Origin of the sequence: Erwinia sp. HDF1-3R (assembly GCF_039621855.1) — a bacterium.
Classification (GTDB): Bacteria; Pseudomonadota; Gammaproteobacteria; order Enterobacterales; family Enterobacteriaceae; genus Erwinia.
Genome location: NZ_CP155071.1, coordinates 256,593 through 269,946, shown reverse-complemented (window position 1 = coordinate 269,946; position 13,354 = coordinate 256,593). Strand labels below are relative to the sequence as shown.

Below are 13,354 nucleotides of genomic sequence, written 5' to 3'. Positions count from 1 at the left end.
AGGCTGACTCTGCCTGAATACCATGAAAAATAAGCCTGCTGCTCTGTTCTCAATAGCCATAGTGTTTTGGAGCCAGTCCACCATGAGCCTGCCTGGTTCGCAGGTTTCGATGGATATCTCCGCTGAATCCCTGGCCAAAATTGCCCTTTATTATCAGAACACCCCCCTCAAGGATAATGAGTTTGATTTCTCTCTGCCCGTTAACGCCTCAACGGGGAAGTTTGAAAAAACCTCTGAACTCTTTCACCTTGTCGGTAATATCGAACAAGCCGAGATCATTTTCGCTGAGAGCGATTTTATTCTCAAAAAAATAGACGAAGGAAGCGGTGTAATTAACCTTGCGGGGAATTTCATTGTCGATAAAAACTCCTATAGCGTGACGCAGAAACTTCGAATGCCTGTCCTGGATAAAATCAGCCAGGCTACACCAGCAAATGGATTCAGGATTAATTTCTCTTCACAACTCCTGGCCGAAAAATACTCCCAAGGACACTACGCAAACACATTTACTTTGCTGATAACGCCAGTAAGTTAATTCGGGACAGGGAATAATGAGTAATAACTATTATATTTGCCTGCTTATATTGTGCGCAATGACGCTTTTCTCTCCTTATACTACCACCCATGCCTCGCCAACGGTCGCAGTACCGAAGGGATTTGAGAGTATTTTCAATGCCAGTCAGACGGGTATTTTTGACATCTATTATGGCGATGTCTCACTCGGTACCATCAGCGTTGAGTACGATCTTCAACAGGCTCTGCTTATGTCACCTCGCGTACTGGTTGATCAGATTATGGCACCAGATAATGCGCCCATGAAAATTTCATATGATGCACTGCTTACTTTGCTCTCAGCGCCGCTGGAGAGATTAGGGCCCGGTAAAGTTGCTCATGATAAGCCTGCCGTCCTTCTCAATGAATCAGATTCCTCACTTCGACTCATCTTTCCAGGCAATCTGTTTAGCGCAGCCTCACCAACCTTAAAGCAGGGGTATATCCCTCATACAAATAACGCCGGTTTTGTTCATGCCCATAACCTGAATTATCTTACTGACTCTTATGGGGACAATGTCAGTCTAAGCAGCAGCGAAGTGCTGAATCTGACGGGAAATAGCTATATAAAGGGCGCCTGGAGCTACGCCAGCCAAATCAATTTCAATGTAGAAGAGCTTGCACTCTATCTTGAGCACGAAAATATACGCTTTAAGTCAGGTCGTCAGCGACTTAGCGATAACCTGCTCAGCAGTACTCCCTCAATGACCTACAGCTTCTTTAACCCTGTTAACTTTGACGGCATTTCTCTGGGTCGCATAGGTGATAATTACATCAATCCTGGATACGGTGCCGCCTCACCCATTACGGTCTACCTACAGCAGGCCGGAACCGTTGAAATTTATCGTCAGGGAAGACTCATTGATTTACAACAGTTTCCCGAAGGCCTGCATCATCTGGACACGCGTAGCTGGCCAAGCGGAGGCTACGAGGTGCGGTTGGTCTCTAAGATGGTGAATGGCGTATATGAAGAAAAAATTCAGCCCTTTTATAAACGTAATGGTCCTTTCCACTCGGGTGAAATAGAGTTTATTGTTGAGTTTGGTCGATATGACCCCTATAAAAGCGAAATCTCTTCAAGCCTCTCTCGCGAGTGTACGAGCTGCGGCCGTCAGGACTCCCCTCTACCCTTAAAAAGTCATTACTTCGCGAATCTTTCACTGGCTTATACCACCCTGTCTGCATTATCAGCCGGTGTGGGGATCCTTGTCGACGATGGCCGTTTATACGGGAATGTCAGCCTGGATGTCCCGGTGAACAATTGGCTGGCGGAACGCTTCTATTTCGATAGTCTTTATGGCGACGATGGCAGCCATGGCTATCAGTTTGGATGGATGAAAAATCTTAATCTAATGGGCATGAATTTTAGCTACCGAAAGTTCATGTTTAATGGCGATGAGGAAGATTTTCGCCGCTTCGCCATTGTTCCCGCTTACGACTTCACTTCTATGCAATTAGGCGCTACTACCGTCCTTCCCTGGAGCCTGGGCCTGAGCGTCAGTTATGGTGTTAACACGCTGAGTCAAGAATATAATCAACTGAGCAAGACGAACTTCAAGAACTGGGATATTAATCTGAATCGTGATTTTCCTCTGGCAGACAGGCTCAGTCTAAGGGTAGATCTCGGCTATCACCGCGGTGCTAATGAATTCACCAGCCGCTATTCTTTCCACAGCGTCATTGAAGATCGGTTCTATACCCAATTTTCGCTGAGCATGCGTGAACGCAGCTATAATCATTATCAATCTCTCAATTTGCGAACCAGACTCACAGAAGAGAATGATGACAACACTTACAGCGCCAGCTATGCATTAAATGTTGATAATCCTGAATTTAATCGTGGAAGCAAATATGCCCTGAATGCCAGCCTGGATCATGGGCAGCGGGGTAGTACGAATGCCAGCGTAGGTACAGTGGTTGATAACCGCTTCGGGTTTACCTCTTTCGGCGCCTCACAGTCAATCAGTGAGTCGACCTATCATCAGCAATATTTCTCTCAGCGTAGTGGTTTCGCAATCGGTAACAGTGAAATTGCCTGGGGGAAAGTTGAGAGCAACTCAGCACTTATTATTGATGCAACAGATCTGGCAGAAGACCACTATTTTGAAGTCCGAAACGACAATAACGAACCTGTCGTCGTTAAGGGTGGCGAGAAAACTACGCTGAGTATTATGCCATATAAGAAAATTGCGCCTAAGGCCGAGCAGTTGTTTACCTCAGGAAATAATGCTTTTTACGATATCAGTACTAAAAGTACATCAACCTGGGCCCTGCCGGGCCAGGTCTATCATGTCAAACTCGCGGCCATACAAAACCTTACCGTCACGGGCCGTCTCTATTTTGCAGGCCGTCCTTTAAGCTACGCCCGAATAGTGGGGGCGAATGCTTTATCGGATGAGGAAGGGTTTTTTATCGGAGATTTTCAGCTCGAAAGCCGACAAAAACTGATTTCTCTGACCTTGAAAAAAGAGGATCAAACGTATAGCTGTCCACTTATGGAAGAGGAAATAAAAATGATGCAGGGCGTAATGCAAATTCGTGAGGTTAATTGTGAAATTGAATAAATGGTCACTTTTTTTTATTAGTAACGTAATCCTGCTTTTTTCAGCTGCCGTACAGGCGATAGAAGTTTTCCCAATCGTTAAGGATATTCGTCAGGACAGACCCAGAGATAACTTTATTACCGTAAAGTCGGCATTCAGATCGTCTGATACTGAGGCACAGGGAGGAGACAGTAATAGCCAGCGCTATGAGTTTGTCACGCTCGAACTTTTCCGCGTGACTAATCCGGGAGACACCAATGAAAATAGAGTTAAAGAGTTGGGAACTGCCGATCCGACTCTGCTGTTCTCACCGACCAAACTCATTGTTCCTTATGGTGAGGAGCGTAAGGTTCGTATCCTGCCACTCAAGCCCGTGGGATATGAGACGGTATATCGGCTACGCATCCGTCCGAGTTACCCGGAGCAGGAGTCTGATAAAGGTAAAGTGCGTTTCGCTGTTGGCTATGACGTATTACTACGTTATTTACCACCTGGCAAACATACCGCAGGTATTAGTCTGAGCTGCAAAGATAATACATGGACGCTCAGGGCAACGGGCAATGTACGTAGCGAACTGCGTAACCTGATTATTGATGGGCGCAAGGACCGTAAGTCATTTAACGTTTATCCCAATCACGCACGATCGCTAACGGTTAGCAGGCATCTTTCCTTTGAGATGGATGGCAAATTACAGGTTTATGATATGTGCGAGCATAAGGAATAGATCATGCGTTTGTCTCTTTTCACGACCCTGTTACTGGCTCCCCTGGCTGCACTTGCCAATGGAGCCATAGTCGTACAGCCCCAGCCCAATGGCTCCCTGCGTCTCTTTAGCGAGGGTCAACATAGTGGTGGGCGTTCAGGGTCGCTTTCATTATTGCAACCCGCCAACAAAACGGTAATTTTGCAGCTGCAACCCGCCGGTGACGGGCGCTGTGAAAACAATGAGTTGGTCGCTGCCTCGCTGGCATTATCTATACATTCCTCTTCACCAGATACTCCGCTTCGCTGTGGCCAGCCCCTACAGCTTGCAGCTTCTCCCCGGGATCGATGGATACACTTCCATGCAAACGCGTTCTCCCGGGTCCGTGGTTCCGCCTTAATGCGGCAGGCACTATCACCACGGGTACAGCTGGGCAGCTTCAGCTTTAGCGTAGAAGGAGAAAACAGCATACTAACTCCGCTTTATCTTGATCTCCATGTTTTGCAAAAGACAGCATCGACTGTCTCCGCCAGCTTTGATAAATCAGCTTTGATATTTGGCGAAGTCGGCCCGTTTCAGGATGCTAAAAGTTCGGTACGTCTGCGTTTAACAAAAACGGACATGGCAAACAGCGAGCCACTTTCATACAAGCTCAGTTTTGAATCGTTACAGCAACAACATAATGAGTGGCGTCTGCGATCGACACCCGGAGAGAATTTCGTGCCCTATAAAATCGTTATTGCAGATGTAGCCATAGCACCAGACAGTATTTACCGTGGCATCTTACCCGCCGGAGAGGTGAGTAGCGCCCAGCTTGAAGTTCAGTTTATTTTAATGGGCAAAGAGATCCGTGGAATTCCTGCAGGTACACGACTACACGACACGCTAACGGCGATCATTACTCCCGAAAGCTAACAGGAACAGAGATATGAAATACAGAATGATAACAGGAGTGCTGCTCGCTTTCGCCGCTGTGGTGCCGGTGCAGTCAGCCGTATCCGTTAAAACATCAATTGAATTACTTGCAGAAATTAGCACCAGCGTCAGGATCTACGTTGATAGCAAAGATGTGACCAACTCGGCATTCAGCCTGAAGTTACAGGATCTGGCAGGCTATATGACCGCTACGACGCCAGCATTTCAATTTATTGGCAATGCCAGTAGTGTTTCTCTCTCATTATCTGGCCCAGGTAATAACGAACTGACCTCAGAAAATAACGATCGTATGCGACTTAATACTACCTGGGTCCGAGTTGATGGAGGCGAATCATCAACTTCCTTTGGTTATAATAACCTGCCTGTTTACCCTTCACTTTCTGATGTTCCTGACCTGCAGAAAGGCGTTAAAGTGCGTTTCATCTCGTCTCAGCGGACCGAAACTTACCCATTAGGATCTTACAGTGGCACTTTCAATGTAATTGTAACGCCTTCGGTGTAATAAATAGTATTACTCTCAACAAGGTTTATATTCATATTTTTTAGTCGCCTGGATAAATCATACTGAAAGATTTTTACAGGCATTACTATCCTCTGCTCCCGGACGCCGGTATGAAAATATTGGAGTCTGGAGAAGCTAGGTAGCGTGGGTAGCGTGGGTAGCGTGGGTAGCGTGGGTAGCGTGGGTAGGTTAAATTTTACAGGTTTAGTGAGCAGTAAGGAAATCTCATTATGTCCGTGAACCGATTTCTCCTGCCCCATAACGCAAAAAACCCTGACCGTGAGGTCAGGGTTATTGCTTTATTTGATGCCTGGCAGTTCCCTACTCTCGCATGGGGAGACCCCACACTACCATCGGCGCTACGGCGTTTCACTTCTGAGTTCGGCATGGGGTCAGGTGGGACCACCGCGCTAAAGCCGCCAGGCAAATCTTGGTGCACGGAACGAATATTTTGCGCTGCTGCTGCGCTGGCTGCACTTGCAAACTCAGTCACATACTTCAGTATGCTCCTTCCTTCGCTGCGTTTGCCGCCCTGCTTCAGCACAAACTCTTTCGTTCCCGCTAATCTTTTAAATCACACTCCGCAGACTCACGTCCGCAGGGCAGATAAAATCTCCTGCTCTGTCCCGCATGCGTAATAGGCAGAACAGCTTAATTCTTGTCCGGATAAGCTGAAAATTGTCTTTCTGTCTCTCACTGCCCACCAGAACGCTTCTGGTGTTGTAAGGTTAAGCCTCACGGGTCATTAGTACCGGTTAGCTCAACGCATCGCTGCGCTTACACACCCGGCCTATCAACGTCGTAGTCTTCAACGTCCCTTCAGGACCCTTAAAGGGTCAGGGAAGATTCATCTCGAGGCAAGTTTCGCGCTTAGATGCTTTCAGCGCTTATCTTTTCCGCACTTAGCTACCGGGCAATGCCATTGGCATGACAACCCGAACACCAGTGGTGCGTTCACTCCGGTCCTCTCGTACTAGGAGCAACCCCTCTCAATCTTCCAGCGCCCACGGCAGATAGGGACCGAACTGTCTCACGACGTTCTAAACCCAGCTCGCGTACCACTTTAAACGGCGAACAGCCGTACCCTTGGGACCTACTTCAGCCCCAGGATGTGATGAGCCGACATCGAGGTGCCAAACACCGCCGTCGATATGAACTCTTGGGCGGTATCAGCCTGTTATCCCCGGAGTACCTTTTATCCGTTGAGCGATGGCCCTTCCATTCAGAACCACCGGATCACTATGACCTGCTTTCGCACCTGCTCGAGCCGTCACTCTCGCAGTCAAGCCAGCTTATGCCATTGCACTAACCTCACGATGTCCGACCGTGATTAGCTGACCTTCGTGCTCCTCCGTTACTCTTTAGGAGGAGACCGCCCCAGTCAAACTACCCACCAGACACTGTCCCCACGCCAGATTATGGCGCCAGGTTAGAACATCAAACGTTAAAGGGTGGTATTTCAAGGTTGGCTCCACGCAGACTGGCGTCCACGCTTCAAAGCCTCCCACCTATCCTACACATCAAGGCTCAATGTTCAGTGTCAAGCTGTAGTAAAGGTTCACGGGGTCTTTCCGTCTTGCCGCGGGTACACTGCATCTTCACAGCGAGTTCAATTTCACTGAGTCTCGGGTGGAGACAGCCTGGCCATCATTACGCCATTCGTGCAGGTCGGAACTTACCCGACAAGGAATTTCGCTACCTTAGGACCGTTATAGTTACGGCCGCCGTTTACCGGGGCTTCGATCAGGAGCTTCTCTTGCGATAACCCCATCAATTAACCTTCCGGCACCGGGCAGGCGTCACACCGTATACGTCCACTTTCGTGTTTGCACAGTGCTGTGTTTTTAATAAACAGTTGCAGCCAGCTGGTATCTTCGACTGGCTTCAGCTCCGCGAGCAAGTCGCTTCACCTACGCACCAGCGTGCCTTCTCCCGAAGTTACGGCACCATTTTGCCTAGTTCCTTCACCCGAGTTCTCTCAAGCGCCTTGGTATTCTCTACCTGACCACCTGTGTCGGTTTGGGGTACGATTCGTTGTTACCTGATGCTTAGAGGCTTTTCCTGGAAGCAGGGCATTTGTTACTTCAGCACCGTAGTGCCTCGTCATCACGCCTCAGCCTTAAGGCGTTCCGGATTTACCTGGAACACCAGCCTACACGCTTAAACCGGGACAACCGTCGCCCGGCTAACATAGCCTTCTCCGTCCCCCCTTCGCAGTAACACCGAGTACAGGAATATTAACCTGTTTCCCATCGACTACGCCTTTCGGCCTCGCCTTAGGGGTCGACTCACCCTGCCCCGATTAACGTTGGACAGGAACCCTTGGTCTTCCGGCGAGCGGGCTTTTCACCCGCTTTATCGTTACTCATGTCAGCATTCGCACTTCTGATACCTCCAGCAGACCTCACAGTCCACCTTCAACGGCTTACAGAACGCTCCCCTACCCAACAACACATAAGTGTCGCTGCCGCAGCTTCGGTGCATGGTTTAGCCCCGTTACATCTTCCGCGCAGGCCGACTCGACCAGTGAGCTATTACGCTTTCTTTAAATGATGGCTGCTTCTAAGCCAACATCCTGGCTGTCTGTGCCTTCCCACATCGTTTCCCACTTAACCATGACTTTGGGACCTTAGCTGGCGGTCTGGGTTGTTTCCCTCTTCACGACGGACGTTAGCACCCGCCGTGTGTCTCCCGTGATAACATTCTCCGGTATTCGCAGTTTGCATCGGGTTGGTAAGCCGGGATGGCCCCCTAGCCGAAACAGTGCTCTACCCCCGGAGATGAGTTCACGAGGCGCTACCTAAATAGCTTTCGGGGAGAACCAGCTATCTCCCGGTTTGATTGGCCTTTCACCCCCAGCCACAGGTCATCCGCTAATTTTTCAACATTAGTCGGTTCGGTCCTCCAGTTAGTGTTACCCAACCTTCAACCTGCCCATGGCTAGATCACCGGGTTTCGGGTCTATACCCTGCAACTTAACGCCCAGTTAAGACTCGGTTTCCCTGCGGCTCCCCTATACGGTTAACCTTGCTACAGAATATAAGTCGCTGACCCATTATACAAAAGGTACGCAGTCACACCACGAAGGTGCTCCCACTGCTTGTACGTACACGGTTTCAGGTTCTGTTTCACTCCCCTCGCCGGGGTTCTTTTCGCCTTTCCCTCACGGTACTGGTTCACTATCGGTCAGTCAGGAGTATTTAGCCTTGGAGGATGGTCCCCCCATATTCAGACAGGATATCACGTGTCCCGCCCTACTCTTCGAACTCACAGCAAGTGCATCTTTGTGTACGGGAGTGTCACCCTGTACCCTGCGACTTTCCAGACGCTTCCACTGATGCACAAACTGATTCAGGTTCTGGGCTCCTCCCCGTTCGCTCGCCGCTACTGGGGGAATCTCGGTTGATTTCTTTTCCTCGGGGTACTTAGATGTTTCAGTTCCCCCGGTTCGCCTCGCAACACTATGTATTCATGTTGCGATAGTGTGTCGAAACACACTGGGTTTCCCCATTCGGGTATCGCCGGTTGTTGCGGTTCATATCACCTTACCGGCGCTTATCGCAGATTAGCACGCCCTTCATCGCCTCTGACTGCCAGGGCATCCACCGTGTACGCTTAGTCACTTAACCTCACAACCCACAAGCGTCCTTTCTGTCCGTAATGGCTGCGCGTCGTGATGGCGGCGTTGTGCAGTGCTCACAGTGCTCATGGACGTTAAGTCCACTCCGCCTGCTGCGCGCTGACGCCTTACCTTCACTTAGCTCGCTCATTACTGATGTCAGTAAAGACTGCTGAGTTGTAAGCATTTGAGAGACTCGACTGTATCGTGTTGTTTCATTCTTATTACGGAGAATGAAAACGATACGTCGTTTCAATTTTCAGCTTGTTCCGGATTATTAAAGAGCAGTTATCTCAAACATGACTCGCCTTCAGGCAGAATCAGCTTTGAGATACGGTTGATAATGTCTTTCACTCATTATCAGGAGATGGCGTCCCCAAGGGGATTCGAACCCCTGTTACAGCCGTGAAAGGGCAGTGTCCTGGGCCTCTAGACGATGGGGACTCTGTACTGTTGCTCATTACTTCTATCAGACAATCTGTTGTGGACACTACGCGGGAAGGTATCTTCAGGTAAGGAGGTGATCCAACCGCAGGTTCCCCTACGGTTACCTTGTTACGACTTCACCCCAGTCATGAATCACAAAGTGGTAAGCGCCCTCCCGAAGGTTAAGCTACCTACTTCTTTTGCAACCCACTCCCATGGTGTGACGGGCGGTGTGTACAAGGCCCGGGAACGTATTCACCGTGGCATTCTGATCCACGATTACTAGCGATTCCGACTTCACGGAGTCGAGTTGCAGACTCCGATCCGGACTACGACGCACTTTGTGAGGTCCGCTTGCTCTCGCGAGGTCGCTTCTCTTTGTATGCGCCATTGTAGCACGTGTGTAGCCCTGCTCGTAAGGGCCATGATGACTTGACGTCATCCCCACCTTCCTCCGGTTTATCACCGGCAGTCTCCTTTGAGTTCCCGACCGAATCGCTGGCAACAAAGGATAAGGGTTGCGCTCGTTGCGGGACTTAACCCAACATTTCACAACACGAGCTGACGACAGCCATGCAGCACCTGTCTCACGGTTCCCGAAGGCACTAAGGCATCTCTGCCGAATTCCGTGGATGTCAAGAGCAGGTAAGGTTCTTCGCGTTGCATCGAATTAAACCACATGCTCCACCGCTTGTGCGGGCCCCCGTCAATTCATTTGAGTTTTAACCTTGCGGCCGTACTCCCCAGGCGGTCGACTTAACGCGTTAGCTCCGGAAGCCACTCCTCAAGGGAACAACCTCCAAGTCGACATCGTTTACGGCGTGGACTACCAGGGTATCTAATCCTGTTTGCTCCCCACGCTTTCGCACCTGAGCGTCAGTCTTTGTCCAGGGGGCCGCCTTCGCCACCGGTATTCCTCCAGATCTCTACGCATTTCACCGCTACACCTGGAATTCTACCCCCCTCTACAAGACTCTAGCCTGCCAGTTTCGAATGCAGTTCCCGGGTTGAGCCCGGGGATTTCACATCCGACTTGACAGACCGCCTGCGTGCGCTTTACGCCCAGTAATTCCGATTAACGCTTGCACCCTCCGTATTACCGCGGCTGCTGGCACGGAGTTAGCCGGTGCTTCTTCTGCGGGTAACGTCAATGAGCGAGGTTATTAACCTCACTCCCTTCCTCCCCGCTGAAAGTACTTTACAACCCGAAGGCCTTCTTCATACACGCGGCATGGCTGCATCAGGCTTGCGCCCATTGTGCAATATTCCCCACTGCTGCCTCCCGTAGGAGTCTGGACCGTGTCTCAGTTCCAGTGTGGCTGGTCATCCTCTCAGACCAGCTAGGGATCGTCGCCTTGGTGAGCCATTACCTCACCAACAAGCTAATCCCATCTGGGCACATCCGATGGTGTGAGGCCCGAAGGTCCCCCACTTTGGTCCGTAGACGTTATGCGGTATTAGCTACCGTTTCCAGTAGTTATCCCCCTCCATCGGGCAGTTTCCCAGACATTACTCACCCGTCCGCCACTCGTCACCCAGAGAGCAAGCTCTCCTGTGCTACCGTTCGACTTGCATGTGTTAGGCCTGCCGCCAGCGTTCAATCTGAGCCATGATCAAACTCTTCAATTTAAAAGTTCGATTTGCTTCAACAAGTGAAGCGATGCTCAAGTGTAAAACGTCATAATGAATTTCATTATGTGTTCACTCTTAAGACTTGATATTTTTTGCGCCTTGCGGCGCTGATATCAATCCTGCGAGTGCCCACACAGATTGTCTGATAAATTGTTAAAGAGCGGTGCGGCTGGCGCCTTGGCGGCCTGCTGCGAGGTGGCGTATATTACGCTTTCCTCCTTCAGAGTCAACTTCTTTTTGGGAAGTTTTTCTCCGGCGGTTCAGCTTCCTGACCCTCTCAACCCGGCGGCCTGTAAGCCGTTGTTCCGTGTCGATGGAGGCGCATTATAGGGAGTTCCTGACGGCTGACAAGTGTTTATTAGAAATAAATAACTGACAGCGTCATTTTTCAACAAAGCGCCTCTTTTAACTACATTTTGCCGGTTAATGCAGCAAATTCATGAGCAAAACGGTTCACCTGATCCCAGTTTGTGTACTCAACTTCTTTACTGGCATCGGTTTCACCGCCGGTCATCCGCATAATGAGCTGAATCATGATGCGATCAAAGAAGCCATAGCGTGGATAGCGCAGCGCGCCGGCAAAGACCGCGCAGCAGTCCGGCTCCCAGGGCGACTGCAACAAAAACTTGCGCGTGTAGGCATTCGTCTGAGGCGTGCGCTTTTCCGGTTTACGGGCCGTCAGGTTCACCGAGAAGAAGCCGCTGACTCGCTGACGCATTTCGGCAAGGTTTTGCTTAACGAATTTGGCAACCTGAGGATGGAAGTGCCCATAACGGATTGATGCGCCAATCAGTACGCGATCGTATTGCGACCAGTCAACCGAAGACGCATGCAAAATATTGACGAGGTCGCACTCCTGACGCTCTTTAAGCGTGTTTGCGATCGTTGCCGCAATTTGTCGGGTCTGGCCATCACGGCTGGAAAAAAGGATTAACGCTTTCATATATGTACTCAACTCGGTTATTCGCGCCAGAAAGTAGGCGTGAACAGGACTAACAGCGTAAAGACCTCAAGGCGGCCAAAAAGCATCGTCAGGATCAAAATCCATTTCGCCGTATCATTCATTGTGGTGAAGTTATCCGCCACCACCCCTAAACCCGGCCCAAGGTTATTTAGCGTAGCCGCTACCGCCGCAAAAGCGGAAAAATTATCGACGCCCGTGGCGATAATCGCGAGCATGCTCAGAAGGAACACCAGCGCATAGGCCGAGAAAAATCCCCATACGGCTTCAAGGATGCGTTCTGGCAGCGCGCGCGGCCCCAGCTTAATGGTGTAAACCGCATTGGGATGGACCAGCCTTTTCAGCTCGCGAGACCCCTGTTTGAAAAGCAGCAGGATACGGATAACTTTCAGTCCCCCACCTGTCGAACCGGCGCAGCCCCCTATAAATGCAGAGCACAGCAGCAGGACAGGCAGGAATAAAGGCCAGCGGGCGATACTGTCCGTGGTAAAGCCTGCGGTGGTGGCCATCGATACCACCTGAAAAAACGCCTGATTAAGCGTCTGCATCCCGCTGGCATAAACGTTATGCCACCACAGCACCAGAGTACAGATAATGACCAGCGTAATCTGAACGCCGATAAACATGCGGAACTCAGGATCGCGCCAGTACACCCGCAGGTTTCGGCCACTCAGCAGTGAGAAATGCAGACCGTAGTTACAGCCGGAGATCAGCAGGAAGATAGCAATAATGGTATTAATGGTTGGGCTGTTAAAATAACCAATGCTGGCATCGTGAGTAGAAAAGCCGCCGATGGCAATAGTTGAAAAGCTGTGTCCTATGGCATCGAACAACGGCATGCCCGCCAGCCAGAGCGCCAGGGCACAAATGACCGTCAGCAACACATAGATCAGCCACAGCGTTTTGGCCGTTTCGGCAATGCGCGGCCGCATTTTGTTATCCTTCAGCGGCCCGGGCATTTCGGCACGATAAAGCTGCATCCCCCCGACGCCGAGGATAGGCAGAATGGCAACCGCCAGCACAATAATCCCCATACCGCCAAGCCATTGCAGCATCTGCCGATAAAAGAGGATCGCCTTAGGCAACGAATCAAGACCCACCAGCGTGGTCGCCCCGGTGGTGGTCAGTCCTGAGAAGGATTCAAAAAAGGCATCGGTCACGGAAAGATTAGGGTGTTCAGCGAAGATAAAGGGCATCGCCCCTACGCTCCCCAGAACGGTCCAGAACAGCACCACAATCAGGAAGCCCTCACGGGGTTTAAGCTCACTCTTCTGTTTACGGTTAGGCCACCACAATAGCGATCCGATGATCAGCGCCATAAAAAAGGTCTGCGCGAAGGCTCGTCCCGCGCCATCCCGATAGAGGAGTGCGACCAGGCCGGGGACAATCATGGTTCCCGAGAACAAAATAACCAGCAAACCCACAATGCGGGTAATGGCACGAAAATGCATTCAGCCTTTCCTTTCCTGACAGTATTGAA

The 13,354-nt window shown here is 50.4% G+C and carries 7 protein-coding genes, 1 tRNA gene and 3 rRNA genes; 5 read left to right on the top strand and 6 right to left on the bottom strand.

Annotated features, from left to right (window positions below):
• Positions 1–22: 22 nt before the first annotated feature.
• Genes AAGR22_RS01260 through AAGR22_RS01240 form a run of 5 tightly spaced genes read left to right on the top strand, consistent with a single transcriptional unit; the run spans position 23 to position 5,236 of the window.
• Positions 23–535, top strand: a complete 513-nt coding sequence (locus AAGR22_RS01260; protein WP_345829831.1) for a hypothetical protein — start codon at positions 23–25, stop codon at positions 533–535.
• Between the two features lie 16 nt (positions 536–551).
• Positions 552–3,116, top strand: coding sequence for a TcfC E-set like domain-containing protein (locus tag AAGR22_RS01255; protein WP_345829829.1), 2,565 nt, complete (start codon positions 552–554; stop codon positions 3,114–3,116).
• A complete protein-coding gene (locus AAGR22_RS01250; RefSeq protein WP_345829827.1) occupies positions 3,103–3,819 on the top strand; it encodes a hypothetical protein in 717 nt (238 codons plus the stop codon). Before AAGR22_RS01255 ends, AAGR22_RS01250 begins: the two co-directional genes overlap by 14 nt.
• Positions 3,820–3,822: 3 nt before the next feature.
• Positions 3,823–4,713, top strand: a complete 891-nt coding sequence (locus tag AAGR22_RS01245) for a hypothetical protein (RefSeq protein WP_345829826.1) — start codon at positions 3,823–3,825, stop codon at positions 4,711–4,713.
• A 13-nt stretch (positions 4,714–4,726) separates the two neighbouring features.
• On the top strand, positions 4,727–5,236 hold the full coding sequence (locus tag AAGR22_RS01240) for a hypothetical protein (RefSeq protein ID WP_345829824.1): 510 nt from the start codon (positions 4,727–4,729) through the stop codon (positions 5,234–5,236).
• A 308-nt stretch (positions 5,237–5,544) separates the two neighbouring features.
• On the opposite strand, the gene rrf is transcribed toward AAGR22_RS01240, so the two are convergent.
• The 6 genes from rrf to trkH all read right to left on the bottom strand — a co-directional run bounded on the left by rrf (position 5,545) and on the right by trkH (position 13,325).
• Positions 5,545–5,660 (bottom strand): 5S ribosomal RNA (gene rrf, locus AAGR22_RS01235).
• 300 nt (positions 5,661–5,960) lie between these two features.
• Positions 5,961–8,865: ribosomal RNA gene (locus AAGR22_RS01230) — 23S ribosomal RNA — on the bottom strand.
• A gap of 358 nt (positions 8,866–9,223) precedes the next feature.
• Positions 9,224–9,299 (bottom strand) — tRNA-Glu (locus AAGR22_RS01225).
• A 69-nt stretch (positions 9,300–9,368) separates the two neighbouring features.
• A 16S ribosomal RNA gene (locus tag AAGR22_RS01220) occupies positions 9,369–10,910 on the bottom strand.
• Together the 16S, 23S and 5S rRNA genes with 1 tRNA gene alongside form the textbook arrangement of a ribosomal RNA operon.
• A gap of 412 nt (positions 10,911–11,322) precedes the next feature.
• Positions 11,323–11,856, bottom strand: coding sequence for a menaquinone-dependent protoporphyrinogen IX dehydrogenase (gene hemG, locus AAGR22_RS01215; RefSeq protein ID WP_067709825.1), 534 nt, complete (start codon positions 11,854–11,856; stop codon positions 11,323–11,325).
• Positions 11,857–11,873: 17 nt separating this feature from the next.
• A complete protein-coding gene (trkH, locus tag AAGR22_RS01210) occupies positions 11,874–13,325 on the bottom strand; it encodes a Trk system potassium transporter TrkH (RefSeq protein WP_067709823.1) in 1,452 nt (483 codons plus the stop codon).
• Positions 13,326–13,354 lie beyond the last annotated feature (29 nt).